Annotated in this window: 30 protein-coding genes and 1 pseudogene; 21 read left to right on the top strand and 10 right to left on the bottom strand. The window is 69.9% G+C overall.

Features of this window, described 5'->3' with window-relative positions; translation table 11 throughout:
* Positions 1 to 29 precede the first annotated feature (29 nt).
* Complete coding sequence (locus C8D81_RS07030; protein ID WP_094432918.1) at positions 30 to 362, top strand: ArsR/SmtB family transcription factor; 333 nt, start codon at positions 30 to 32, stop codon at positions 360 to 362.
* A 24-nt stretch (positions 363 to 386) separates the two neighbouring features.
* Here C8D81_RS07030 and C8D81_RS07025 read toward each other — a convergent pair whose 3' ends face one another.
* The gene (locus tag C8D81_RS07025; RefSeq protein ID WP_094360798.1) at positions 387 to 1,097 is read right to left on the bottom strand and encodes a hypothetical protein; all 711 of its coding nucleotides are present in this window, start codon (positions 1,095 to 1,097) and stop codon (positions 387 to 389) included.
* Positions 1,098 to 1,138: 41 nt separating this feature from the next.
* Here C8D81_RS07025 and C8D81_RS07020 point away from each other — a divergent pair, with 41 nt between their 5' ends.
* From C8D81_RS07020 to C8D81_RS06995, 6 genes are read left to right on the top strand one after another with little or no spacing between them, the layout of a single operon-like run.
* Complete coding sequence (locus tag C8D81_RS07020; RefSeq protein WP_094405331.1) at positions 1,139 to 1,921, top strand: ABC transporter ATP-binding protein; 783 nt, start codon at positions 1,139 to 1,141, stop codon at positions 1,919 to 1,921.
* 11 nt (positions 1,922 to 1,932) lie between these two features.
* Positions 1,933 to 2,205, top strand: a complete 273-nt coding sequence (locus tag C8D81_RS07015) for a hypothetical protein (protein ID WP_133625773.1) — start codon at positions 1,933 to 1,935, stop codon at positions 2,203 to 2,205.
* Positions 2,202 to 2,981 carry a sulfite exporter TauE/SafE family protein gene (locus tag C8D81_RS07010; protein WP_094360791.1) on the top strand — a complete coding sequence of 260 codons (780 nt, stop codon included), beginning with the start codon at positions 2,202 to 2,204 and terminating at the stop codon, positions 2,979 to 2,981. Before C8D81_RS07015 ends, C8D81_RS07010 begins: the two co-directional genes overlap by 4 nt.
* Positions 2,982 to 2,993: 12 nt before the next feature.
* Positions 2,994 to 3,800 (top strand): TrmH family RNA methyltransferase, encoded by an 807-nt coding sequence (locus C8D81_RS07005; RefSeq protein WP_229119113.1) that lies wholly within the window; start codon positions 2,994 to 2,996, stop codon positions 3,798 to 3,800.
* A 39-nt stretch (positions 3,801 to 3,839) separates the two neighbouring features.
* Positions 3,840 to 4,073, top strand: a complete 234-nt coding sequence (locus C8D81_RS07000) for a type II toxin-antitoxin system ParD family antitoxin (RefSeq protein ID WP_094403785.1) — start codon at positions 3,840 to 3,842, stop codon at positions 4,071 to 4,073.
* Positions 4,070 to 4,360, top strand: a complete 291-nt coding sequence (locus C8D81_RS06995) for a type II toxin-antitoxin system RelE/ParE family toxin (RefSeq protein WP_094432912.1) — start codon at positions 4,070 to 4,072, stop codon at positions 4,358 to 4,360. The genes C8D81_RS07000 and C8D81_RS06995 overlap by 4 nt, the downstream gene beginning before the upstream one ends.
* A 127-nt stretch (positions 4,361 to 4,487) precedes the next feature.
* Here C8D81_RS06995 and C8D81_RS21210 read toward each other — a convergent pair.
* Positions 4,488 to 4,565 (bottom strand): annotated as a pseudogene (locus C8D81_RS21210) (hypothetical protein); the annotation flags it as partial.
* 171 nt (positions 4,566 to 4,736) lie between these two features.
* Complete coding sequence (locus tag C8D81_RS06985; RefSeq protein WP_094432908.1) at positions 4,737 to 5,408, bottom strand: TetR/AcrR family transcriptional regulator; 672 nt, start codon at positions 5,406 to 5,408, stop codon at positions 4,737 to 4,739.
* Positions 5,409 to 5,521: 113 nt separating this feature from the next.
* Between C8D81_RS06985 and C8D81_RS06980 the strand changes: the two genes are divergently transcribed.
* From C8D81_RS06980 to C8D81_RS06960, 5 genes are all read left to right on the top strand, one after another.
* Positions 5,522 to 6,370, top strand: a complete 849-nt coding sequence (locus C8D81_RS06980; RefSeq protein ID WP_094432906.1) for an oxidoreductase — start codon at positions 5,522 to 5,524, stop codon at positions 6,368 to 6,370.
* Between the two features lie 346 nt (positions 6,371 to 6,716).
* On the top strand, positions 6,717 to 7,955 hold the full coding sequence (locus C8D81_RS06975) for a sensor histidine kinase (RefSeq protein WP_094360775.1): 1,239 nt from the start codon (positions 6,717 to 6,719) through the stop codon (positions 7,953 to 7,955).
* The gene (locus tag C8D81_RS06970) at positions 7,948 to 8,628 is read left to right on the top strand and encodes a response regulator transcription factor (protein ID WP_094432904.1); all 681 of its coding nucleotides are present in this window, start codon (positions 7,948 to 7,950) and stop codon (positions 8,626 to 8,628) included. Before C8D81_RS06975 ends, C8D81_RS06970 begins: the two co-directional genes overlap by 8 nt.
* Before the next feature lie 123 nt (positions 8,629 to 8,751).
* Positions 8,752 to 9,459 (top strand): ABC transporter ATP-binding protein, encoded by a 708-nt coding sequence (locus C8D81_RS06965; protein WP_172421967.1) that lies wholly within the window; start codon positions 8,752 to 8,754, stop codon positions 9,457 to 9,459.
* Complete coding sequence (locus C8D81_RS06960) at positions 9,459 to 11,867, top strand: ABC transporter permease (RefSeq protein ID WP_133625771.1); 2,409 nt, start codon at positions 9,459 to 9,461, stop codon at positions 11,865 to 11,867. The genes C8D81_RS06965 and C8D81_RS06960 overlap by 1 nt, the downstream gene beginning before the upstream one ends.
* A gap of 48 nt (positions 11,868 to 11,915) precedes the next feature.
* Here the strand turns inward: C8D81_RS06960 and def are convergent, their stop codons facing one another.
* Genes def through C8D81_RS06945 form a run of 3 tightly spaced genes read right to left on the bottom strand, consistent with a single transcriptional unit; the run spans position 11,916 to position 13,113 of the window.
* Positions 11,916 to 12,509 (bottom strand): peptide deformylase, encoded by a 594-nt coding sequence (def, locus tag C8D81_RS06955; RefSeq protein WP_094360769.1) that lies wholly within the window; start codon positions 12,507 to 12,509, stop codon positions 11,916 to 11,918.
* 59 nt (positions 12,510 to 12,568) lie between these two features.
* On the bottom strand, positions 12,569 to 12,844 hold the full coding sequence (locus C8D81_RS21925; RefSeq protein ID WP_208109134.1) for a type II toxin-antitoxin system RelE/ParE family toxin: 276 nt from the start codon (positions 12,842 to 12,844) through the stop codon (positions 12,569 to 12,571).
* Positions 12,844 to 13,113, bottom strand: a complete 270-nt coding sequence (locus tag C8D81_RS06945) for an antitoxin of toxin-antitoxin stability system (protein ID WP_094403774.1) — start codon at positions 13,111 to 13,113, stop codon at positions 12,844 to 12,846. The genes C8D81_RS21925 and C8D81_RS06945 overlap by 1 nt, the downstream gene beginning before the upstream one ends.
* Positions 13,114 to 13,243: 130 nt before the next feature.
* Here C8D81_RS06945 and C8D81_RS06940 point away from each other — a divergent pair, with 130 nt between their 5' ends.
* A complete protein-coding gene (locus tag C8D81_RS06940) occupies positions 13,244 to 14,200 on the top strand; it encodes a tyrosine recombinase XerC (RefSeq protein WP_229123895.1) in 957 nt (318 codons plus the stop codon).
* On the opposite strand, the gene C8D81_RS21520 is transcribed toward C8D81_RS06940, so the two are convergent.
* Positions 14,201 to 15,220, bottom strand: a complete 1,020-nt coding sequence (locus C8D81_RS21520; RefSeq protein WP_229237942.1) for a M23 family metallopeptidase — start codon at positions 15,218 to 15,220, stop codon at positions 14,201 to 14,203.
* 330 nt (positions 15,221 to 15,550) lie between these two features.
* On the opposite strand from C8D81_RS21520, the gene rpsB reads away from it, so the two are divergent.
* Positions 15,551 to 16,528: a 30S ribosomal protein S2 gene (gene rpsB, locus C8D81_RS06930; RefSeq protein WP_094405319.1), complete on the top strand. Its 978-nt coding sequence runs from the start codon at positions 15,551 to 15,553 to the stop codon at positions 16,526 to 16,528.
* A gap of 42 nt (positions 16,529 to 16,570) precedes the next feature.
* Complete coding sequence (gene tsf / locus C8D81_RS06925; RefSeq protein WP_094360761.1) at positions 16,571 to 17,383, top strand: translation elongation factor Ts; 813 nt, start codon at positions 16,571 to 16,573, stop codon at positions 17,381 to 17,383.
* Between the two features lie 71 nt (positions 17,384 to 17,454).
* Here the strand turns inward: tsf and C8D81_RS06920 are convergent, their stop codons facing one another.
* Positions 17,455 to 18,093, bottom strand: a complete 639-nt coding sequence (locus C8D81_RS06920) for a maleylpyruvate isomerase family mycothiol-dependent enzyme (protein WP_166646701.1) — start codon at positions 18,091 to 18,093, stop codon at positions 17,455 to 17,457.
* 203 nt (positions 18,094 to 18,296) lie between these two features.
* Between C8D81_RS06920 and C8D81_RS06915 the strand changes: the two genes are divergently transcribed.
* The 4 genes from C8D81_RS06915 (at position 18,297) to C8D81_RS06900 (ending at position 21,664) form a co-directional block, all read left to right on the top strand.
* Entirely contained in the window at positions 18,297 to 19,427 is a 1,131-nt protein-coding gene (locus C8D81_RS06915) for a serine hydrolase domain-containing protein (RefSeq protein WP_133625767.1), read from the top strand.
* Between the two features lie 9 nt (positions 19,428 to 19,436).
* Positions 19,437 to 19,790: a TraR/DksA family transcriptional regulator gene (locus C8D81_RS06910; protein WP_094430894.1), complete on the top strand. Its 354-nt coding sequence runs from the start codon at positions 19,437 to 19,439 to the stop codon at positions 19,788 to 19,790.
* A 152-nt stretch (positions 19,791 to 19,942) separates the two neighbouring features.
* Positions 19,943 to 20,641: an LGFP repeat-containing protein gene (locus C8D81_RS06905; protein ID WP_133625766.1), complete on the top strand. Its 699-nt coding sequence runs from the start codon at positions 19,943 to 19,945 to the stop codon at positions 20,639 to 20,641.
* Positions 20,642 to 20,746: 105 nt separating this feature from the next.
* The gene (locus tag C8D81_RS06900; RefSeq protein WP_094459538.1) at positions 20,747 to 21,664 is read left to right on the top strand and encodes an SDR family oxidoreductase; all 918 of its coding nucleotides are present in this window, start codon (positions 20,747 to 20,749) and stop codon (positions 21,662 to 21,664) included.
* A gap of 27 nt (positions 21,665 to 21,691) precedes the next feature.
* Here C8D81_RS06900 and C8D81_RS06895 read toward each other — a convergent pair whose 3' ends face one another.
* A complete protein-coding gene (locus C8D81_RS06895) occupies positions 21,692 to 22,285 on the bottom strand; it encodes a DUF998 domain-containing protein (protein ID WP_133625765.1) in 594 nt (197 codons plus the stop codon).
* Position 22,286: 1 nt separating this feature from the next.
* The gene (locus C8D81_RS06890) at positions 22,287 to 22,757 is read right to left on the bottom strand and encodes a MarR family winged helix-turn-helix transcriptional regulator (RefSeq protein WP_133625764.1); all 471 of its coding nucleotides are present in this window, start codon (positions 22,755 to 22,757) and stop codon (positions 22,287 to 22,289) included.
* A gap of 134 nt (positions 22,758 to 22,891) precedes the next feature.
* On the opposite strand from C8D81_RS06890, the gene C8D81_RS06885 reads away from it, so the two are divergent.
* Positions 22,892 to 23,527 (top strand): DUF1345 domain-containing protein, encoded by a 636-nt coding sequence (locus C8D81_RS06885; protein WP_166646700.1) that lies wholly within the window; start codon positions 22,892 to 22,894, stop codon positions 23,525 to 23,527.
* A gap of 71 nt (positions 23,528 to 23,598) precedes the next feature.
* Positions 23,599 to 24,306, top strand: coding sequence for a UMP kinase (pyrH, locus tag C8D81_RS06880; protein ID WP_094360745.1), 708 nt, complete (start codon positions 23,599 to 23,601; stop codon positions 24,304 to 24,306).
* The last annotated feature ends 32 nt before the right edge of the window (positions 24,307 to 24,338 follow it).

Here is a 24,338-nt window from a genome sequence, read left to right as displayed (position 1 = left end):
AATAAGGACGTTAGTGGAAAGATGGGGTCATGGCCAACGCTGAGCACCCGGATCTCGCCGAGGTTCCGCTGATCACCGTGTTGTCGGCGCTGTCGGACCCCCTGCGGATGGGCATCGTGCGGTTGCTCGCCGACGGTGCCGAGCGGCAGTGGGGGGAGCTGGACGCACCGGTCTCCAACTCCACGCTCAGTCATCACCTGAAGGTGCTGCGCTCCGCCGGTGTCACTCGCACTCGGATGGAGGGCACGCGTTGCTTCCTCCGCCTGCGCGCCGACGAGCTCACCGATCGGTTTCCGGGACTGCTCGACAGCGTTCTCGACGTCGAGGCGCACGGAGCGACCGAGGTCGGCGTCAAGGGCTGACGCCCTGTTCGGCCGGCCGGCGCCTCAGCGGCCGGTCCAGCTCACCGCCGCACACAGCGAATCGATCGCGGCCCGGCGCACCTCGGTCAGGGTCCGGGCCCGCGCCTGCACGGCATGGGAGTGCAGCACCCCGCCGTCGTCGTCCAGGGCAGCCTCGGTGGCCTGCACCAGCAACCAGGCCCGGGCGGCCGCCTGCTGCGACCGCGAGCCATAGCCGGCGGGCAGACTCAACCCGGTCACCTCCGGGCGTTCGCTGGGTGCGAGCTCCAGTTCCTCCAGCTCCCGGCCGGCGCCGAGCACCACCTCCCGCAGCGCCCGGTCGGCCTCCGCCGCGGTCAGCGTGAGTCGCGGCGGGCGGGCCGCGGCGATCCGCCACTGGATCGCCGGGCCGACCCGATAGGGCAGCCAGGCATGTGAACCGGTTGCCGAGAGCACCACCGCACCGGCCTCGATTGCGGCCGCGTTCAGCGCGGGCGGGCCGGTCAGCGCGCCGGTGGCTCCGGGCCGCGGCAGCACCAGCACCCAGTCGGCGTCCACCAGCAGCAGCGCCGCCCGCAGCGCCTCGTCCAGCTCGCTGGCCCGGAAGGGATCCAGCCCGAGCAGGCCCTCGGGGTCGGTGACGTGATGGGCCGCGTCATCGTCCACCACGGCGCGCGCCGCCACCTCCGCGCTCAGCGGGGTGTGCCGCAGGGCGTTCAGGTGAGCGGTCAGGCGTACCGCGGCAAGGGTGTCCATCCCGACAAAGATACGTGGCCGGCGTTGATAGGTTTGCCCGCATGGCCCCTGTCGTTGAACTTGCCGATGTCAGCATCGTCCGGGGTGGCGCCACCCTGCTCACCGATATCGATTGGCAGATCGACGAGACCGACCGGTGGGTGGTGATCGGCCCGAACGGCGCCGGCAAGACCACCCTGCTGCAGGTGCTCGCGGCCCAGCTGCATCCGACCACCGGCGTGGTCGGCCTGCTCGGTGAGGTGCTCGGCGCGGTCGATGTGTTCGAGCTCCGGCCGCGGATCGGTGTCACCTCTGCCGCGCTCGCCGACCGGATCCCGCGCGGCGAGGCGGTTCGCGATGTGGTCGTCTCGGCCAGCTATGCGGTGATGGGACGGTGGCGCGAGGAGTACGACGAGATGGACCACGCCCGCGCCGCCGAACTGATGGAACAGCTGCGGGTCGATCAGCTCGCCGACCGGACCTTCGGCACCTTGTCGGAGGGGGAGCGCAAGCGGGTGCAGATCGCCCGGGCGCTGATGACCGACCCGGAATTGTTGCTGCTCGACGAGCCCGCGGCCGGCCTCGATGTCGCCGGCCGCGAATCCCTGGTTCGGACCCTGGGTGAGCTGGCCACCGATGAGTACGCCCCGGCGAGTGTGCTGGTCACCCATCACGTCGAGGAGATCCCCGCCGGGATGACCCACGCGCTGCTGCTCAAGCAGGGCCGGATCGTCGCCGCCGGGCCGATCGCCGAGACCCTCACCGATGAGTCGATGAGCAGCACCTTCGACCTGCCGCTGACGATCAGCCACACCGATGGGCGGTGGGCCGCCCGGGCCCGCTGACCGGAGCGATCGTGGACAAGAACCTCACCGACTGGCTGGGAGCCCATCCCTGGTCCTGGTGGCTGACGCTGGTGCTGCTCTGTCTCGCGGTGGAACTGCTGGAGCGCCGCTGGTACGCCGCCGCCTGCGCGATGGGTGCCGGGGTGGCCGCGGTGATCGCCTGGGTGGCGCCGACACAGTTCTGGTACCAGGCCGGATTCGGTGCCGCCGCGGCGCTGACCGGCGTGCTGGTGGTGTCCCGCCTGCCGGCCGGGCCCGCCGCGCCGGCCCGGCGGCGGCAATGACCTGGGTCGATCTGCTGCTGGCCGCCATCGCGGGCGTCTGGGCGGGCATGATCAACACCGTCGTCGGCTCCGGCAGCCTGGTCACCTTCCCCACCCTGCTGGCGCTCGGCCTGCCGCCGGTGATGGCGAACACCACCAACAACATCGGCCTGGTGCCGGGCAGCATCTCCGGCACCGTCGGCATGCTGCCCGAGGTGAAGGCGCTGAAGCACGAGCTGATCCGGCTCGGTCCGCTCGCGCTGCTCGGCGGGCTGGCCGGGGCGTTGCTGCTGCTCTGGCTGCCGTCCTCGGCCTTCGACACCATCGTGCCGATCCTGATCGCTATCGGCTGCATCCTGGTCGTGCTGCAGCCCTGGCTGACCCAGAAGATGGCCGCCCGCGCCGGGCGGTTGGCCGCCGAGGGCCGGCCGCCGTCGTCCCGGAAACCGTGGTGGCCGCTGCCGGCGATCGCGCTCAGCTCGACCTATGGCGGCTATTTCGGCGCCGCGCAGGGCCTGTTGCACATGGCGATCCTGTCGCTGGCGATGCCAGATGAGTCCTGGCCGCGGCTGAACGCGCTGAAGAACGCGCTGGCGAGCATCATCAACTTCACCGCCGCGATCGTGTTCATCCTGGTGGCACCGGTGTCCTGGCCCTACGTCGGCGCGCTCGCCGTCGGATCGGTGATCGGCGGACAGCTGGGCGCCCGGGTGGGACGCAGACTGCCCGCGGTGGCGTACCGGGTGATCATCGTGGTGATCGGCGTGATCGCCATCATCAACCAGCTGGTGAAGTAACCTCCCGTGGTGCTGATTCCGATCACCGACCCCGCCGACGACCGGCTCGCCGACTATGTACGCCTCCGCGAGACCTCGCTGCGGCGCCACCTGGAGAGCGAACAGGGGTTGTTCATCGCCGAGGGCGAGAAGGTGATCCGGCGGGCCGTGGAGGCCGGGTACCAGCCGCGCTCGTTCCTGCTGGCCGAGCGCTGGCTGGCCGGGTTGGCGGATGTGCTCGACCGCCACCCGGAGGTACCGGTCTATCTGGTTACCGAGGAGCTGGCCGAGCAGGTGACCGGTTTTCATGTGCATCGTGGGGCGCTGGCGTCGCTGCACCGGGCGACGCGGTGGACGGTGCCGGACCTGTTGGGGCGTGCCGCGGATGGTCGGTCGCGGATCGCCGTGCTGGAAGACCTGGTCGACCACGCCAATGTGGGCGCGGTTTTTCGGAGCGCCGCGGCGCTCGGGGTCGATGCGGTGCTGGTGACGCCGCGGTGTGCCGATCCGCTGTACCGGCGGTCGATCAAGGTGTCGATGGGCACGGTCTTCCAGGTGCCGTGGGCGCGGATCGATCCCTGGCCGCGGGGGATCGGGCTGCTCAAGGACGCCGGTTTCGTGGTCGCCGGGATGACGCTGGGGGATGGTGCGATCACCCTCGACGAGTTGGTTGCCCAGGACCACCAACGGTTGGCGCTGGTGTTCGGTACCGAGGGCCACGGGATGACCCCGGGTACGGACCGCCAGCTGGATGCCCGGGTGCGGATCCCGATGGCCGGCGGCGTCGACTCGCTGAACGTCGCCGCGAGTTCCGCGGTGGCGTTCTATGTGACGCGGTGACGCGAAGAAGTAAGTACCAAGAGTTGGTAACATGGCTCCATGGGTGCCAACACGTCGATCAGCTTGGATGATCACTTCACGGAGTTCCTCGCGCGCGAGGTCGCAACGGGCCGTTATCGATCGGCCAGTGAGGTCGTGCGCGCGGGTCTGCGGCTGCTGGAGGACCAGGAGGCTCAGATGTCCGCGCTTCGCGCTGCCCTTGTCGCTGGTGAGGACAGTGGCGAGCCGGAGGAGTTCGACTTCGACGCGTTCATCGCTGCGAAGAAGTCGTGAGCCGCTACCGGCTCACGCCGGCTGCCCAGCGAGACCTGTCCTCAATCTGGGACTACACGCAGGAGCGCTGGGGCCTCGACCAGGCGGAGACCTACGTGACGGAGATCAGGGCGGCCATTGAGCGTTCTGCAGAAGATCCGAGACGGGGGCGCGCATGCGACGAGATTCGGGCGGGTTATCGACGGTACGCGATCGGCAGCCATCAGATCTTCTACGTCGAGAGTCCTCAGTGGATCGACGTGATTCGCATTCTCCATCAGCGAATTGACCCGAATCGGCACCTGTGAATAGCAGTCGCAGGATCATTCCCTCGTGCCGCGGGAATCGGCCCTCGGCGGCAGTTGGATGTCGGCGTCCGATGCTGCCCAACTCGCTGAACTCCTGGCTCGCGGTGGACAGCTCGCCGATCAGCTCGCGAAGCGTCTTGTCATAGGGGTCGCGGCCGGCATCGGCGCGCAGCAGCGCGACGGTGCCGTCGACCCGGATTCCCAATCCACGAAGAAATGCTTCGACCCTTCGCCGAGGAAGTGATGGCGGGTGAAGTTCGGCACGCCATGCGCATCGGTGTCCGACTGGTCGGGGGACTGGCGCCGGTGCGGGCGTACATCGAGGAACTGCTGCCGGTGATCGTTGACGGCACCATCGAACCTGGCCCCCCGGCGATCAGGCCCCGGCGAGCAGTCCCCGCAGCACGATCCGGATCGACCGCTCCAGCGACCCGGTGAAACCTTCGGGCAGGAAGGTCAACCGCGGGTCGGCGGCGTAGGCGTCCTGGACCGCCTGCGGTGGATGGGAATGCGTCCACAGCGCGCCGACCAGCAGCAGGATCGTCCGGATCGCCTCACCGACAGCCTGGTCACTGAGCTCGGGCAGCAGTGCCTGGACCGCTGCGCCCAGCTCGACCAGCAGCGGGTAACCGGCCAGCTTGTAGCTGGTGATGGTCTCGGTGGACACGTTGTGCTCCAGCACCGCGGCCTGGGAGCTGATCAGCTCGCACAGCATCGGCTGGGCGGCGAAGGCAGCAGCCAGCGCCGCGGCGATGCCGGCGACCCGGTCCGGGGCGGGGGCGTCGGCGTCGACGGCGGTCGACAACTGCTCGGCGGTCTCGGCGAAGAAGTCGCGGGCGAGGCTCAGCTGCAGTTCCAGCAGGACCGCCTCGCGGGACTCGAAATAGCGCAGCACATTGGATTTCGCCAGGCCGACCCGGCGGCTCAGCTCGTTCAGGCTGACCTCGGAGACCGGCATCTCGGCCAGCATCGAGGCGGCGGTCTCGAGGATCGCCCGGCGCCGGATCCCCCGCTGCTCGTCGCTGCGGGCGCGCTGGAAGGTGGTCATGCCGGCAGTCTACAGACCCCCGGTCTCTTGAAAACAGACCTGCGGTCTTCTAAATTAGGAACCATCGGTTCGTTACCTGACGGGCCGTTCCCGACAGCAGAGGACCCCAGCAGATGGACACCAGCACAACCGCCAAGGTCGCCCTCGTCACCGGTGCCTCCTCCGGCATCGGCGAGATCGCGGCACTGCAACTGCAGCAGGCCGGTTTCATCGTGTACGCCGCGGCCCGGCGGACCGAGCGGATGGCCGGGCTGAACCGGGCCGGGGTGCGCACGATCGCCCTCGACGTGACCGACGAGGCCTCCTCGAGCGCCGCCATCGACACGGTGCTCGCCGAACAGGGCCGGATCGACGTGCTCGTCAACAACGCCGGTTACGGCTCCTACGGTGCGCTCGAGGATGTCCCGCTGACCGAGGCGCAGGCCCAGCTCGATGTCAACGTGCTCGGCCTGGCCCGGCTGATCCAACTGGTGCTGCCGGCGATGCGATCGCAGCGCAGTGGGACGATCATCAACGTCAGTTCGATGGGCGGCCACTTCGCCACCCCGCTCGGCTCCTGGTATCACGCCAGCAAGTACGCGGTGGAGGGCCTCAGTGACGCGCTGCGGCTCGAGCTCGACCGGTTCGGCATCGACGTAGTGGTCATCGAACCCGGTTCGATCCGCTCCGAGTGGGGCACGATCGCGGCGGCGAAGGTGCGCGAGTTCTCCGGCGGTGGCCCGTACGCCGCAGCGGCCGAGGCGACCGCCAGGAATCTGGACGCCACCTCCCAGCCGGGGTACCGGTTCGGCTCGGAGGCAGAGGTCGTCGCGGCCGCGGTGGTGAAGGCGGCGACCGCTCGTCGGCCGCGGACCCGGTATGCGGTCGGCCGCGGTGCGAAGCCGATGATCACCCTGGCCCGGTTCCTGCCGGATCGGGTCTTCGACGCCTTGATCAAGCGGGTCACCGGGGTTGCGGGCTGACGGGGAGTTCATCTCGACACGCCGCCATTGCTCCGCTTCGCTGCGCATGGCGGCTAATCGATGAACGTGGGGAGCGCCGCCATTGCTCCCGCTTCGCTGCGCATGGCGGCTACTCGATGAACGTGGGGAGCGCTGCCATTGCTCCGCTTCGCTGCGCATGGCGGCTACTCGATGAACGTGGCAAGCGCTGCCATTGCTCCGCATCGCTGCGCATGGCGGCTACTCGATGAGCGTGGGGAGCGCTGCCATTGCTCCGCTTCGCTGCGCATGGCGGCTACTCGATGAACGTGGGGAAATCCACCCCTGGACTGATGAACGGCGCCGAGCGAGCCCCTAGGGTTGCGGGGTGTCGATCAGTGCCATCCATGACTGGGGCGTGCGCCATCGGTGGGTCGTGGACCTCGGGTGGGCGCTGCTGGCCGCGCCCGTCTTCCTGGTCTCGGCGATCGCGATCGACCGCGGCCCGACCCCCGGGATCTGGTATGCGCTGTGGGGGTTGCTGTTCGCGCTGCCGATCGTGTTCCGCCGCATCCGGCCGGACCTGGCCGCCGGGCTGGCGGTCGTGCCGCACGTCATCCAGCTGATCATCAGCAACGAACCCCAGTTCGGCAACGCGGTCGTACCGATCGTGCTGCACTCGGTCGCCGCCCGGTCAACGCTCCGGTGGGCACGGGTGTGGCTCGCGGTCGCCCTGCTCGGTGCGGTCGCGGCGGCCGTGGACTGGTCCCGCGGGATCCCCGGTGCCGAGGCCTGGATCGTGCGGGCGGTCATCTTCGGCAGCGCCGCCGCACTCGCCCTGGTGGGCTGGTTCGCCGGGTTGCTGGCGCGCGCACAGATCCGGTCCCACCAGGCGCTGCGGGAACGCACCGAGGCGCTGGAACGTGAACGGGAGCAGGGAATCCGGCTCGCCGCCAGCGAGGAACGCAGCCGGATCGCTCGCGAGATGCACGACCTCGTCGCGCACTCGCTCTCGGTGGTCGTGGTGCAGACCGACGGTGCCCACTACCTGGTCACCTCCGATGCCGATCCGCAGACCCGGCTGGCCGCCGCCGAACGCGCGCTCACCGTGATCGGCGACACCGCCCGAACCGCACTCAACGACACCCGGCGGCTGGTCGGCGTACTCCGCGAACCCGGCCGTGCGGAACTGGAACCCGGGGCCCGGCTGGACGAACTGCCCGACCTGATCGCCTCCGTCCGCACCGCCGGCCTTCCGGTCGAACTCACCATCACCGGTGAACCGCCGGCCGCGGATCAGCGCGACGAGGCGGCCGAGCTGGCGGCGTACCGGATCGTCCAGGAGGCACTCACCAATGTGCTGCGCCATGCCGGCCCGGCCCGCGCCGAGGTGCGCCTCAGCCATCTGAAGAACGCGCTGGAGGTGGAGATCCTGGACGACGGAACCGGCAGTACGCCCACCCAGGCAGAGAAACCGGCCATCGGCGGCAACGGTCTGGTAGGCATGCGGGAACGGGTCGCGGCCTTCGACGGTGAGCTGGAAACCGGCAACCGGCCGGAGGGTGGTTACCGGGTGTGGGCGCGGATCGAGCTGCCGCGCAGAAAGGTGGGACGAGACGATGGCTGATCAGATCCGGTTGTTGCTGGCCGATGACCAGCAGATGGTCCGGGCCGGGTTCCGACTGGTGCTGGACGCCCAGCCCGATATGGAGGTGCTCGGCGAGGTCGGCGACGGTGTCGAGGCGGTGGCCGCCTGCCGCGCCACCCCGCCACCGGATGTGGTGCTGATGGACATCCGGATGCCCCGGATGGACGGAATCGCCGCCACCGAACGGATCGTGGCCGCCAACCCCGACATCCGGGTGCTGGTGCTGACCACCTTCGATCTGGACGAATACGTCTATGCCGCCCTGCGTGCCGGGGCATCCGGTTTCCTGCTCAAGGACGCCGGCCCGCACGATCTGCTGGCCGCGATCCGCGCGGTCCATGCCGGGGACGCGGTGGTCGCACCGGCGCCGACCAGACGGCTGATCGAGCGGGTGCTGCCGGGGTTGCCGTCCGGGTCGGAGGAACGGCACCGGGCCGAGGACCGGCCGGCACCACTGACCGCACGCGAGCGCGAGGTGCTGATCGCGGTCGGTCAGGGTTTCAGCAACACCGAGATCGCCGAGAAGCTGTTCGTCGCCGAGGCCACCATCAAGACCCATATCGGCAATCTGCTCGCCAAGCTCGGCGTGCGGGACCGGGTGCATCTGGTGATCGCCGCCTATGACGCCGGACTGGTGGTCCCTCGGGGTTGACTCCACCCTGGGGTGGAGACGGTTTTCCGCCGCACGGGCGATGTGTGGCGTACGCCGGAAACCTAACGTTGGCAGGGAAATCGGGCCGCACCCCGGCCCAGCCACGCCCCGTTGAGGAGACCGATGTCTGTGATCGCCCCGCCCACCGCAGCCGCCGTACGCACCGAGGGGCTGACCCGCCGCTACGGCGAGGGAGAGGCCGCGGTCACCGCACTGGACCGGGTCACCATCGACATCGCCAACGGCGAGTTCACCGCGATCATGGGTCCCTCGGGTTCCGGCAAGTCGACGCTGATGCACTGCGCCGCCGGATTGGACTCCGCCACCGCCGGCCGGGCCTGGATCGGTACCACCGAGATCACCGGGCTGTCGGACAAGAAGCTCACCGAGCTGCGCCGCGACCGGGTCGGCTTCATCTTCCAGGCCTTCAACCTGCTGCCCACCCTGAACGCTCGCGAGAACGTGCTGCTGCCGCTGCAGCTCGCCGGGCGCCGGCCCGACCAGGCCTGGTTCGACGAGATCGTCGGTGTGCTCGGCATCGCCAACCGGTTGAGCCATCGCCCCGGCGAACTCTCCGGCGGCCAGCAGCAGCGGGTCGCCGTCGCCCGCGCCCTGGTCACCAAGCCGAAGGTGATCTTCGCCGACGAACCGACCGGTGCGCTCGATTCGCGCAGCTCCACCGAACTGCTCGGCTTCCTGCGCGAGTCGGTGGACCGGCTGGGCCAGTCGGTGGTGATGGTCACCCACGACCCGAGGGCGGCCGGTTACTGCGACCGGATCCTGCGCCTCAGCGACGGCCGGGTCGTCGCGGACGAGAGCGGGGTGCGCTGATGCGCCGGGTCCGGCAACTGCTCTCCACCGGGTTGGCGATCGCGCTCGGGGTGGCCTTCGTCGCCACCACCTTGCTGTTCACCGCCTCGGCCAACAAGTCCGTGGCCGACGCCGCAGCCAGCCCGGTCGAGGGTTCGGCGGTCGTCGTCGGCGGCACCTCCGGCGCCGAACCGGTGCTGGTCTCCGCCGACCAGGTGCGCGCGATCCAGCGGGTGCCCGGTGTCACCGGCGTACGCCCGGTCGTGAAGACCACGCTGCTCGCCGGCAACGGGGCGTACCCCTCGGCGGTGCAGGCCCAGACACTGCCCGCGCTCGACGAGCAGACCCGGCTCACCTCCGGTCGGCTGCCCGGCGGTCCGGAGGAGGTGCTGATCGACCAGCAGGCCGCGACCGAGTTCAAGACCCAGGCCGGTGGCAGGCTCGTCGTGCAGACCGAGGAGGGCCCGCGGACCCTGCAGGTCAGCGGTGTGCTCTCACCCGGTGCGAATGTGGTCTCCGGGCAGCACGATTCGCTGCTGTTCGCCGCCGACCCGTTGCTCTTCGAGCTCCGCGGCATGACCGGGTACGACGATGTCTACATCAGCGGGACCGATCCGGAGGAGCTGCGCACCCGGATCGCCGAGCTGCCGGGTGTCGCCGGCAGCAAGCTCACCGTGCGTACCGGGGAGCAGGAGATCGCCGCCCGCGTCGCCAGCTACTCCAAGGGCACCGAAGCGCTGGCCACCTTCCTGCTCGCCTTCGGCGCGGTGTCGATGTTCGTCGCCGCCCTGGTGATCGCCAACACCTTCTCGATCCTGGTCGTGCAGCGCACCCGCGAGCTCGGGTTGCTGCGCTGCGTCGGTGCGACCAGGCAACAGGTGTTCCGCCGGGTGCTCGGCGAGGCCGCCGGTCTGGGCGTGGTCGCCTCGGTCGTCGGGGTGCTGATCGGCATCGGGCTGACCACGATCGGGGTACGCCTGGCCGAGGGCATGATGTCGCTCACCGGCGTCGCCCTGGCGTGGTGGGCGCTGCTGGTCCCGATCGTGCTGGGTGTGCTGATCACGGTGCTCTCCGCGATCCGGCCGGCGCGGGCCGCCACCCGGGTCGCGCCGCTGGCCGCGCTGCGTCCGATCGGGGTCACCGAGGGCCGTCGCTCCGGCGTCGTCGCCGCCGTGCTCGGGGTGCTGCTGTTCCTTGCCGGTGCGGCCGGACTGGTCGTCGGTGCGACGTCGCACTCGGTGGGTGTCGGGATCGCCGGCGGCGTCCTCAACTTCGTCGGCGTCCTGCTGCTCGCCCGGATGCTGGTGCCCGCACTGGTCGGGGCGCTCGGTCCGCTGCTGCGGGTCGCCGGGCCGACCGGGACGATGGCGGTCGCGAACGCCCGCCGCAACCCGGCCCGGGCCGCCGCCACCGCCTCGGCGCTGCTCGTCGGCGTCGCGCTGATCGCGATGATGGTGACCGGTGCGGCGACCGCCCAGCGCTCCACCCAGATCGCCATCGACCGGCAGTTCCCGGTGGATGCCCAGCTGAACTCGGCCGAGCCGTTCACCGCCCAGCAGCTCGACGCGGTACGCCGGGTCGACGGGGTGCGCGGGGTGGTCACGATGCGCACCGCCGCACTGCCGATCACCGGTGCGAACGGGCAGGCCCAGAACCGGGGTGTCGTCGCCGTACCGGCCGAGGCCCGCTCGGTGGTGAACCGCCCGCAGCTGGTCGAATCGATCACCGATACGACCCTGGTCGCGGGGGAGAAGTCCGGTTGGCGGGCCGGGGAGAAGGTGCGCCTCGGCGAACCCGGCCGGCAGGTCGAGCTGAGCGTCGTGCTGTCCCCGGAGGCCGACGCGCTGCTGGTCAGTGACGCCACCGGGGACCGGTTGGGGATGCCGGCGGCCAGCCAGGCCTGGGTCGGATTCGACCCCGGTACCGACGGGGAAGCGCTGGAGCGGCAGATCGCCGAGGTCGCCGGGCCCGGTGTCGAGGTGATGGGCATCGCCAGCATCCGCGCGATGATGACCCAGATCGTCGACCTGGCCCTGCAGATCGTCACCGCACTGCTCGGGGTGGCCGTGATCATCGCCCTGGTCGGGGTCGGCAACACCCTCGGCCTGTCGGTGCTGGAACGGACCCGGGAATCGGCCCTGCTGCGGGCCCTCGGTCTGACCCGTGGGCAACTGCGCGGGATGCTCGGGCTGGAGGCACTCAGCCTCGGACTGGTCGCGGTCGTGCTCGGCGCCGCACTGGGCATCGGCTACGGCATCGCGGCCTCGTACGCCCTGATCGGCGGTCAGCTGCCGGTGCAGGTGGCCGTGCCCTGGCTGCGGCTGTTGCTGATGGTCGCGGTCGCGCTGGTCGCCGCCTGGCTGGCATCGGTGCTCCCGGCCCGCCGGGCCGCGAAGGTCGCCCCGGCCGCCGCGATGGCCGTCGAATAGGGCGATTCAGGCGTACGCCTGAACGATCGACCCGGGCAGCCCGTCTCCTCAGGAGGCGGGCTGCTTGGGGCTCACCGGCCAGTCGTCGAGGTAGCGCGCGGCCAGGTCGTTGTGCTGGGCGTACAGCTTCTTGCGGGACCGGGCGGAGAGCCGGTCGCCGAAGACGATGCCGTTGAGGTGGTCGGTCTCGTGCTGCAGGCAGCGGGCGAGCACGCCGGTGCCGACCAGGGTGTAGTCGGTGCCGTCGACGTCCTGGCCGGTGCAGCTCGAGCGGTCGGGGCGGGCGAGCGGTTGGTACGCCCCGGGCAGCGACAGGCAGCCCTCCTCGACGCTCTCCAGTCGACGCTCCCTGCCCTCGGGCAGGGTGACCACCGGGTTGCAGAAGACGCCGACGTGCCGGTCCTCGTTCTCGTCGGGGCAGTCGTAGACGAACAGGGCCAGATCGACCCCGACCTGGGTGGCGGCCAGTCCGACGCCGGAGGCGGCCTCCATGGTGGCGAACATGTCGCGGACCAGCTGCTTCAGCTCGTCGTCGAACTCGGTCACCGGGCGCGTCCGGGCGTGCATCACCGGGGTGTCCCATCGGGTGATCGGGCGTACGGTGCCGCCGGTGGTGAGCTCGTCGAGCGGGGTCGCTGGCATCGGGTGTGTCCTCCTGTCGTCTGCCTGCGCATCGTATCGGTGGCTCCGGCGCGGAGCCATCACGGTGTCGGCCAGCGCCGCGCGGTGTGCACGAGCGCCAGAATCACTATCTGGTCCCCACGCGTCTCGTAGACCAGGCGATAGTGGGTCGCAGGAAAGAGCTCTCGGGTCCCGGGGATGAGTCCGGGGCGTCCAAGTGCTGGGAACTCCGCGAGGTCGGCCGCCGCTTGGCTGAACAGTTGGTCGAGCCGATTCGTCGCACGTGGGTCCTCGGCGACAACGTGATCCCAGATGGCAGCGCGATCGTCATGGGCTTGCGGAGACCAGATGACCATCACAAGGTTTCGGCCCGCCGGCGGGCGAACTCGGCCTCCACGTCGTCGTTGGAGATGCCGTCCCCAGCGCGCAGCGAGTCACGTGCGCGCTGCACCTTCTGCGCCAAGAACGACTCGTACTCTCGCTCCTCGCGCTGGCGGCGCACGAACTCTCGCATCAACTCCCGAGCGATCTGTGAAGCCGGGCGGTGGGCAGCCTCGGCCTCAGCCATGAACTCCTCACGAAGCTCCTTCTCGAGCTTTATCGTGAACACCGCTTCTTTCGCCATCGGCCGTCCCCCATTCCGTATGACCAAGTAAGTACTAAGTATAGACATCGTCATTACCTCAGGTTCGGCCGCCCTAGGCTGATGCATGTCGGTGCGGAAACCTGCGCCGGCGACCGCGCACACTGGGGCGGTGACCGAGGAACAGGGTGCGCAGCCGCCCCCCGAGGGCGACGAGCTCTCCGAGGCGTACGCCCGGGTGCTGGCCGACTATGAGCGGCACCTGGCCGCCGAGCGGCACCTGTCGGAGCACACCGTGCGCGCCTATCGCGGTGATCTGACCGGGTTGTTCACCCATCTGCAGAAGCTGGGGCACGACGATCTCGGCGGCGTGGACCGACGCGATCTGCGGAGCTGGCTGGCCAATCAGCAGAGCCGCGGTGCCGAGCGGACCACGCTGCAGCGCCGGGCCGCCGCGGCCCGGGTCTTCTTCGCCTGGTGCCATCGCACCGGCCGGGTCGCGACCGATCCGGCCGCCACCCTGAAATCACCGAAACTGCCGAGCAGGCTGCCGCCCACCCTGGGCCGCGGTGAGGCCGACGAGATGCTGCGCGGTGCGGTGGCCCGCGCGGCCGAGGAGCCCGGGCCGGTCGGGGTGCGCGATGTGGCGCTGCTCGAGGTGCTGTACGCCACCGGCATCCGGGTGGCCGAGCTGTGCGGGTTGGACCTGGCCGACCTGGACACCGATCGGCGGCTGCTGCGGGTGCTGGGCAAGGGCAACAAGCAGCGCACCGTCCCGATGGGCGGCCCGGCCTGGCGGGCGCTCGATGCCTGGCTCGCGGTCCGCGGTGAGCTGGTCGGCGACCGGTCGGGCAATGCGGTGTTCCTGGGGGAGCGCGGTGGCCGGATCGATCAGCGGGTGGTTCGCCGGATCGTGCACCGGGCCCTGCTGGCCACCGAGGGTGCGCCCGATCTGGGCCCGCACGGCCTGCGGCACGCGATGGCCACCCATCTGCTGGAGGGTGGCGCCGACCTGCGCAGCGTGCAGGAGATGCTCGGGCATGCCTCGCTGGCGACCACGCAGCTCTATACCCATGTGACCAACGACCGGTTGCGCCAGGCGTTCCGGCAGGCGCACCCGCGGGCCTGATCACAGCCACTTCGCCGGGTCGGTGAGCTGGCCGTCGACCCAGAGCATCAGGTGCAGGTGGCAACCGGTCGAGTATCCGGTCGATCCGCTCAGCCCGATCACCTGGCCGGCGCGGACCCGATCACCGGGGGAGACGGTGTAGCGGATCGCATGGTTGTACGCCGTCCGCAGCCGCCGCCCGTTGACCTGGTGGTCGATCAGCAACCGGTTGCCGTAGCCGGTGTTGAAGTAGGCCTCGGAGACCACCCCGTCGGCCACCGCACGCAGTGGCGCCCCGCAACCGGTGCCGAAGTCGAGGCCGTCGTGCAGCTTCCACACCCGCAGGATCGGGTGCAACCGCATCCCGAAGGCGGACGTGCGCGGGCCGGTGACCGGCGGCACCAGACCCCTGGCTCCGGGTGGGGGAGCCGGGCCACCGGCACCGGCCGAGGCGGCCAGTGCGGCCTGGGCCCGCGCGCGCTCCGCCGCCCGGCGCTCGGCCTCGGCGACCGCATCCGCACCGAGCAGGCGTACCCGCGCCTCACCGGTGGTCCCCGGGTCGGGTGCGGGGATCATCAGCATCGGATCCAGATAGTCCTCACCCGCCTTCATTCCCCAGTGCAGACAGGTGTCGGCCGAACATCCCGGATGGCCGGCCATCAGCTCCCCGATCACCTGGCCCGCCGCCACCCGATCACCGACCCGCACCCGGGCGGTCACCGGTTCATAGGTGGTGCGCACCGAGCCGTGGTCGACCACGACCACTCCGCGCCCGGCCAGCACCCCGACATAGCTGACCCGCCCGGCCGCGGCCGCCAGCACCGGCTCACCCGATCGCCCGGGCAGATCGACCCCACGGTGCCCGGCCTGCCAGCGCCGCGCGGGCGGCTGGAAATCCCGGCTCGGCGCGGGCGCGTCGGTCAACGGACTCCGCCCCGACGGCACCGCCGGTGGCGCCGGCCCGGCCGCCCGGCCCGGGCGTACCGAACCAGACAGCAGGACCAGCGCGACCAGCAGCACCCCCGCGGTGCGCCACAGCATCGATCTCACGCGGGCATGATGGGGACCAGTCGCGCAGATCGGGCACCCCGAACGCCCCACCTGTGGACAACACTTCGGACCCGCCGGGCCTGTGGACAACCCGGCTCCGACCGAGTTGGTACCACTGCTCTCCGCGGCATACACTGGCACCCGCAACCCGGCCATCCGGGTTGACTTCGCATGCAGTCATGCCCACACAGGTGCGCTCGGGCGTTGGTCCACCAGACGGTGGTGCCCGATACCGCGACTGCGTCAGGCGGTGCCGAGAGCCGGCACCGAACAACCGACAGGCGTACGCCCCAGCGGGCACGCCACCAAGGAGGAACGGCCATGGCCGTCGTCACCGCACGCCAGCTGCTCGAGAGCGGCGTCCACTTCGGGCACCAGACCCGTCGCTGGAACCCCAAGATGAAGCGCTTCATCTTCACCGAGCGCAACGGCATCTACATCATCGACCTGCAGCAGTCGCTGACCTACATCGACCAGGCGTACGCGTTCATCAAGGACATCATCGCCAAGGGCGGTCAGATCCTGTTCGTCGGCACCAAGAAGCAGGCCCAGGAGGCCATCGCCGAGCAGGCCACCCGCGTCGGCATGCCCTTCGTCAACCAGCGTTGGCTGGGCGGCATGCTCACCAACTTCCAGACCATCTCCAAGCGCATCGGCCGGCTCAAGGAGCTGGAGGGCATGGACTTCGACAAGGTCGCCGGTTCCGGGCTGACCAAGAAGGAACTCCTCATGCTCAAGCGTGAGAAGGACAAGCTGGAGAAGGACCTCGGCGGCATCCGCGAGATGGGCAAGACCCCGCAGGCCGTCTGGATCGTCGACACCAAGAAGGAGCACCTCGCGGTCGACGAGGCGCGCAAGCTGCGGATCCCGATCGTCGGCATCCTGGACACCAACTGCGACCCCGACGAGGTCGACTACGCCATCCCGGGCAACGACGACGCGATCCGCTCCGTCGCGCTGCTCACCCGCGTCGTCGCCGACGCCGTCGCCGACGGCCTGATGAGCCGCTCCGGTGGCAACACCGGCACCGAGTCCGAGGCCGAGCCGATGGCCGAGTGGGAGCGCGAGCTGCTCGCCGGCGACGGCACCGACGGCAAGCAGGCCGCCGACGCCTCCGGCGCGACCCCGGCCCTCAACGACCCGGACGCCCAGGCGCTGGTGGACGAGGAGCAGGCCTCCGGGATGAACAAGGGCCCGGTCGTCGACGAGAGCGTCGACGTCGCCGCCCCGGCCGAGCCGCAGGTCCCGGGCTCCGAGGCCGCCGCCGAGGCGCCGACCAAGGACGCCGAGTCCAACTGACCCGATCAACCCCCACCTTTCGATCGAAAGAAAAGGAATCACATGGCGATCACCGCTGCTGATGTGAAGAAGCTCCGCGACGCCACCGGCGCGGGCATGATGGACGCCAAGAAGGCCCTCACCGAGGCCGACGGCGACTACGACAAGGCCGTCGAGGTGCTGCGCGTCTCCGGTCAGGCCAAGGCCGCCAAGCGGGCCGACCGCGAGGCCTCCAACGGCCTGGTCGCGAGCTCCGGCAATGCCCTGATCCAGCTCGCCGCCGAGACCGACTTCGTCGCCAAGAACGACGAGTTCGTCGCGCTGGCCGACCAGGTCGCCAAGGCCGTCGAGGCCGCCAAGGCCAACGGTGTCGAGGCCGCCAACGAGGTCAAGCTGGACTCCGGCAAGACCGTGGCCGAGGCCATCGGCGAGCTCGCCATCAAGATCGGCGAGAAGCTGGAGCTCAAGGAGGCCGCCTACTTCGACGGCACCACCACCACCTACCTGCACCGCCGGGCCTCCGACCTGCCGCCGCAGGTCGGCGTACTCGTCGAGGCCGAGGGCGACAACCCCGAGCTGCTGCACGGCGTCGCCCTGCAGATCGCCTCGATGCGTCCGCAGTGGGTCAGCCGCGACGAGGTACCGGCCGATGTGGTGGACAACGAGCGCCGCATCGCCGAGGCCAAGTCCCGCGAGGAGGGCAAGCCGGAGCAGGCGCTGCCGAAGATCGTCGAGGGCCGGGTGAACGCGTTCTTCAAGGACGTCACCCTGGTCGACCAGCCGTCGATCACCGACGAGAAGAAGTCGGTCGGTCAGCAGCTCGACGCCGCCGGTGTCACCGTGAAGCGCTTCGTCCGCTTCGAGGCCGGCGCCTGATCGGCTGAGTTTCTGGTTCGTACGCCGAGGGGCGTCGTGGGTCTGGTACCCGCGGCGCCCCTTTGCTGTGTCTACAGGCGATTCCGGAGGATGGCGACGCCGGGGCCGGTGAGTTCGGTGAGGTAGACGGTGCGGCCAGAGATGGCCATCGCCAGTGCCTCCCGACTGCCGCTGATCGGCGTGCCCATGCCGCTGCTCCAGGCGCCATCGTCGGTGACCAGGCGCAGTCCGATCAGCCGATCCCTGGGCAGGAAACCTCGGCGCGCCGGCCCCGAGACCAGGAAATCAAGCGTGGCCTGCCAGTCGGCGTCGGGCGGGGTGGCCGCCAGGCCCAGCGGCCGGGCGGCGTCCCGCAGATGGATGACGGTGTCCGTCGCCGGGCCCGCCGCCCCGGTGACCGGTGGTTTCAGGCGTACGCCCGCGCGGTCGCGCAGGTCCTGGACCAGTTCGGAGGTCGGCCGCCGAGCCTCCTCGCGCGTCGTCTCATCGACCATCCGGTTCAGGTCGCCGCGGTAGCGGACCACGGTGCCGAGCAGTGACCACACGGAGATGCCGTCCACCGGTGGTACCAGGTGGGCCGCCACCTCGCGGACCGTCCAACCCGCGCACAGGCTCGGGGTCGCCCACTGGTCCGCGGACAGCCCGTCGAACAGGTCCGCGGCAAGCAACCGGTTCCGGGTGGCGAGCTCGAAGAGTGCATCATCGTCCACCGCGCATCCTCCGATCGGTCGTCACGCCCATGCTTGCATGGTGGCGCGTGCGCTCAGACATGCAGTAGTCCGCAGGTTCCATGATCAAACCCAGTGGGACTGGGTTTCCATCCGGTCGGAATTCGACTAGTGCATGTCCCAGCGTTCGGCACTCCGCAGGATCGGAGAAGTGGTACCCCGCCCGCGCCGAGCAGGCTGGTCACATGAGCGAACTGAGCGAGCTGCTGCAGCGACACGTCGATGCCGGAACCCTGCCCGGGGCGGTGGCGATCCACCGTCACCCCGGTGGTACCGAGACCGTCGCGGTCGGTGTGCAGGACCTGCAGACCGGTACGCCGATGGCGCCGGACACGCTGTTCGCGATCGCCTCGGTGACCAAGCCGATCACCGCCTTCGCTGCACTGCTGCTCGTCGCCGACGGCACCCTGGCGATCGACGACCCGGTCACCCGCTGGCTGCCGGAATTGGCCGACCCACGGGTCCTCCGCGATCCGCACGGGCCGATCGAGGACACCGTCACGGCGCACCGGCAGATCACCGTCGAGGACCTGCTCACCCTGCGCAACGGGCTGGGCTTCCCCGGTGACTTCACCGGACCGGTGATGGACCGGCTGATCAGCGACCTGAGCGAGGGTTCGCCGCTGCCACCCGGCTCCGAACCGGACGCCTGGCTGGCCGCCGCCGGCCGGATCCCGCTGCTGCACCAGCCGGGGGAGGGCTACAGCTACAACACCGGCAGCGCCCTGCTCGGGCTGCTCGTCGGCCGGGCCAGCGGCCAGGGACTCGACGGGTTCCTCACCGAGCGGGTGTTCGAACCCCTCGGCATGACCGATGCGCGCTGGTGGGTGTCGGCGGATCAGCGGCACCGGTTCGCGACCCGGTACGCACCCACCGACGATCCGACCCGGTTCACCGTCAGTGACCCCGTCGACGGCGCCTGGGCGGCGCCACCGGCCTTCCCGAACGGCGCCGGCGGGCTGGTCTGCACCGCTGATGACTGGCTGCGCTTCGGCACGATGCTGCTCTGCGGCGGCGCCCACGAGAACGAGCAACTGCTGCCGCGCGAGCTGGTCGCCGCGATGATGACCGATCAGCTCACCGACGCCCAGCGCGCCTCCGCCGGCGTCTTCCTCGCTGGTGGCCAGGGCTGGGGTTACGGCGGTTCCACCCGTGCCGACGGGTCCTACGGCTGGGACGGTGGCACCGGGACCACCGCCCGGGTCAACCCGCGTACCGGGCAGGTCAGCATCCTGTTCACCCAGATCGAGATGCTCGACCCGCAACCCACCCCGATCGTCACCGAGTTCGAGTCCTTCGTCAGGGCGGCCGTCTAGGCTCACCGGATGGAGCAGGAGCGGGCGAAGCGGTTGCTGGTGGCCGCCCAGCGTGAGGTGCTGGAGCGGGCCGGGGCCCTGGACGACGCCTTCGACGACGTGGTCGCCGCGCTGCGGGACAGCAACGCCGACGACGAACACGACACCGAGGGGCAGACCATCGCCGTCGACCGGGCAATGGCCGACGCCCTGCGCCGCGGCGCCCGGGACCAGTTGGAGCGGATCGATGCGGCGCTGGAGCGGCTGGACGAGGGCACCTACGGGGTCTGTACCGCTTGCGGTGAGCCGATCGCCGATGAGCGGCTGGAGGCCCTGCCGACCACGACGCGGTGCATCACCTGCGCCGCCCGCACCGCGAACTGATCGAACCCTTGACTCGCTCCGCACCGCGGGGTGAGAGTCGTCTCATCAACAAGATCGCTCGGGGGACCGGTCTTGCCACGCTCGCCAGCCTGCTGATCCTCAGTGGTTGGGCGAGCAGTGCGCAGGCCGCACCCACCCCCACACCGACAACCATGTCCACGACCACACCCGCGACGGCCCCCAGGGGCACGCCGACACCGGCGTACCCGCCGTTCACCTGCTACTGGCCCACGATGGAGGACACCTACGACGCCAACAAGGACTGGCTCGGTGACTACGTGCGCAGCGCGACGTGCATCGCCGAGTTCACCAATGGCGCGTTCGACAGCGGCAACAAATACGAGACCTACCTGGTCCGCGACCGGATGTGGACCAGGTACCACGCCCTCGACGGCTACACCGGATTCCTCGCCCGGCCGACGAGCAACCAGTTCCCGGTCCGCGACGGTGGGGTGGTGCAGCGCTTCGAGGGTGGCACCGTGTACGCCGTGCCGAACGCCGGTACCTACGTGGTCCGCGATGAATTCCTGCGCCGCTACGGTGAGTTCGGCTATGAGAACGGCGTGCTGGGCTTCCCGGTCTCCGACCGGTTCTGCGGGTTACGCGGAGGTGGATGCGGTCAGCACTTCCAGACCGGTTCGCTCTACCAGGCGGCCCCCACGGCCGTGATGTTCGCGGTGCACGGACTGTTCCGCGACACCTGGTCGGCCAACGGCTGGGAGAACGGGTACTTCGGCTATCCGATGACCGATGAGATCAACGAGACATCCGACCAGGTCACCCAGCGATTCGAGGGCGGCTGGATGCGTTACAACTTCCGCACCGGCGTACTGACCACCGGTCGTTGGTGACCCCGCTCCGCGCCCACGGAATTCGCCGCCCGACGGCCGTTTAACGACCCCTGATCTCGGGGAACACACAGAGTGAATCCCCCGAGAAGCGAGAAGGAGTCGACGATGGCCGACGGCCAGAACGAGCAGCAGACCGACCAGCTCACCCTGCAGAACCCCGTCACCCGCTACGAGCAGATCTCCCCGCCCGCGGAGAAGCAGCCCGGGACCGGGCTGGATGCCGAGATGACCCCGCAGGCCGACCTGGGGGAGAAGTCCTATCGCGGGACCGGCCGGTTGAAGGGCCGGCGTGCGCTGATCACCGGTGGTGACTCCGGGATCGGCGCCGCGACCGCGATCGCCTTCTCCCGGGAGGGCGCCGATGTCTGCATCAATTACCTGCCCCAGGAAGAGGAGGATGCGCAGAACATCGCGAAGGTGATCCGCGAGGACGGTGGCGTGGTCGCCCTGGTACCCGGTGATCTGCGGGACCGTGACTTCGCCAAGAAGCTCGTCGACCAGGCGGTCCGCGAGCTCGGCGGGCTGGACATCCTGGTCAACAACGGCGGCAAGCAGGTGGCCACCGAGGAGTTCGACGACATCGACGACGAGCAGCTCGAGGCGACCTACGACGTCAACATCCTGGCGATGTTCCGGCTGGTCCGGCAGGCGCTGCCGCACCTGAAGCCCGGGTCGACGATCATCAACTCGACCTCGATCCAGGCGTACATGCCCTCGCCCACGCTGATCGACTACGCCTCGACCAAGGCGGCGATCAACAACTTCACCAAGGGGCTGGCGCAGAAGCTGGCGCCGGAGGGCATCCGGGTGAACGCCGTCGCGCCGGGCCCGGTGTGGACGCCGCTCCAGCCCTCGGGCGGGCAGCTGCCCGAGGACCTGCCGGAGTTCGGCCAGTCCACCCCGCTGGGCCGGGCCGGCCAGCCGACCGAGCTCGCCCCGGCGTACGTCTTCCTGGCCTCGCCGGAGTCCAGCTTCGTCGTCGGGGAGACGCTGAACGTCAACGGCGGTCAGCCCACGCCGTGATCGCCGACGCCGTCGCCTCGATCGCGCTCAACCGAGGATCGAGGCGACGGCGTACGCCAGATAGAACAGGCTGATCGCGACCAGGAAGATCCGCTCGAACAGCCCGAACCAGCGCCGCAGCCGCGGTACCAGGCAGACGCAGAGCAGGACCAGGGAGATCAGCGCGACCCGGTGCAGCGCCACCAGCAGGCCGGTGCCGGTGCTCATCATCTGTGAGATGTCGCCGGTCAGGCTGTAGCTGAGGCCGAATCCGAGCACCGCGATCAGGTAGTGCAGCAGTCCGCGCCGGGTCAGCCTTTCACCCTCCAGGTCGGTCGGGACGAGCAGCAGGACGGCGGCGAGTACGCCGAGGGCGGCGAGCATCAGCACCGCCGTGCCGCGGTAGCTCCAACTCGGGAAGGCGAACCAGGTGCCGAGTGCCAGCGCCAGCCAGGCGGCCGCCTGCAGCCCACCCATGACGCTGAACAGCCGCCGGCTCGGCCCGACCCCGTAATCGCTGACCGCCTCCCGCACCGGATGCCGGTCGGAGGTGCGGTGCAGGGCGGCGAAGACGCCGAGGCGGCCGAGGAGCAGGGCGGCGGCCCCGCCGAAGGCGACGGCGGGAATGGCGGGAATGGGCATGTCAGCGTCCGTTCTTGTCGGTGGAGTTCTTGTCGGTGGAGTTCTTGTCCGTGGAGTTCGGGTCGGGGGAGCGCATCAGGTCGTGGATGTCGCGCAGCGCGCGGGCCAGGGCCTCGGGGTCGTGACCGCTGCGGCGTACGAGGTCGTCGAAATCAGATCCCAGCGCCGCGGTGGTACGCCGCAGCAGCTCGGCTCCGCTGTCGGAGAGCCGCAGCTGCTGCCGGTTCCCGGAACCGGGCTCGGCCGCGTCCACGACCCAGCCGGCGCCCAGCAGTCCGCGGACGATGCCGGTGGTGGCCGGGGCGCTGACCCGCAGCCCACCGGCGAGATCGCGGCCGGCGAGTCCGGGGTGCTGGCCGATGATCGTCAGCGCGATGTGCTGGCGCAGGCTCACCCCGAACGGGGTGAGCAGTTCGCCCGCCTGTCGGTCCATCGTCAGCACCAGATCATGCAGTTCCAGGGAGAGGTCCATGGTGATTACATTAACTAGTTAACTTAGTGGAGGCAAGTGGGCCTCGACTCGCTCGTTCGCTCCTCGCTCGCTCGGCCGACGTGGGGTGTGGCGTTCCTCGCTCGCTCGGCCCGGGTGGGGGATACGCTCACCGGGTGAATCGGGTCTGGCGGCTGGCGACGCTGAGCGCCGAGGTGCTGCTCGCCGTGCTCGGTCTCGCCGTGGTGGTGGCACCGGAGAACTGGACGCTGATCACCCTGTTCGGCTGGAACCTGGTCGCCTTCCTGGTGCTGGTGGTCGGCGGGATCCAGGTGCGCCGGACCCGGGACCGCGAGGTCGACGACCTGCCCGATGCGAGCCGGCTGACCTTCCCGGTGATCGGCCTGCTGTGGGCGGCCATCCCGCTGCTGGCCAGCATGATCGGGATGACCGCCGCCATCACCGTGGTGCTGAGCACCGACGCCAGCCCCGACGAGGCGCTCGCCAACAAGGTCGTCGGCGTGATCACGATGATCCAGGCCTGGCTGATCCTGCACGCCACCTATGCGCTGCGCTACTCCTGGTGGTACGCCCAGCTCGGCGGCAGGGGGCTGCAGTTCCCCGAGACCGAGCGGCCGCACCTGGTCGACTTCCTCTACTTCTCCTTCACCGTCGGCACCAGCTTCGCCACCTCGGATGTGAACATCACCGACCGCCGGATCCGCTGGCAGGTGCTGGTGCACTCGGTGCTCGGCTTCTTCTACAACGCGGTCGTGCTCGCGGTGGCGTTCAAGCTGCTCACCGGCGGCTGACGCGCCGGTTTGGGCCGGGCGAACCGGGTACGCGATACTGGCGAGCAGTGTCCACAGGCGAGGGAGAACCCATGGCGTACAAGCGCGTGCTGCTGAAGCTGTCCGGTGAGGCCTTCGGAGGGGGCAGTGTCGGGGTCGATCCCGATGTGGTGGCCTCGATCGCCAACCAGGTGGCCGACGTGGTACGCGGCGGTGTGCAGGTCGCGGTGGTCGTCGGCGGTGGCAACTTCTTCCGCGGCGCCGAACTGCAGCAACGCGGCATGGACCGCGATCGCGCCGACTACATGGGCATGCTCGGCACGGTGATGAACTGCCTGGCCCTGCAGGACTTCTGCGAGAAGGCCGGGATCGACACCCGCGTGCAGACCGCCATCACCATGGGCCAGGTCGCCGAGCCCTACATCCCGCGCAAGGCCGAGCGGCACCTGGAGAAGGGCCGCCTGGTGATCTTCGGCGCCGGTTCCGGGATGCCCTACTTCTCCACCGACACGGTCTCCGCCCAGCGGGCCCTGGAGATCGGTGCCGAGGTGCTGCTGATGGGCAAGCAGGGCACCGACGGCGTCTACGATGCCGACCCCCGGACCAACCCGCAGGCGAGCATGTTCAGCGAGCTGAGCTACGACGAGTTCCTGGCCCGCGACCTCAAGGTCGCCGACGCCACCGCGATCTCGATGGCCCGTGATTATGCTCTGCCGATGATCTTCTTCAACCTCGACACCGAGGGCAACATCGCCCGCGCCGTCAGTGGTGAGAAGATCGGTACCACGGTGCACGCCTGAAGGCAGCGCCCGGGCTCTGTCCGAGCCCGTCC

This window comes from Enemella evansiae (genome assembly GCF_004362375.1).
GTDB lineage: Bacteria > Actinomycetota > Actinomycetes > Propionibacteriales > Propionibacteriaceae > Enemella > Enemella evansiae.
Note: the sequence above shows the minus strand (reverse complement) of the source record. Positions and strands in the feature narration are given on the sequence as shown.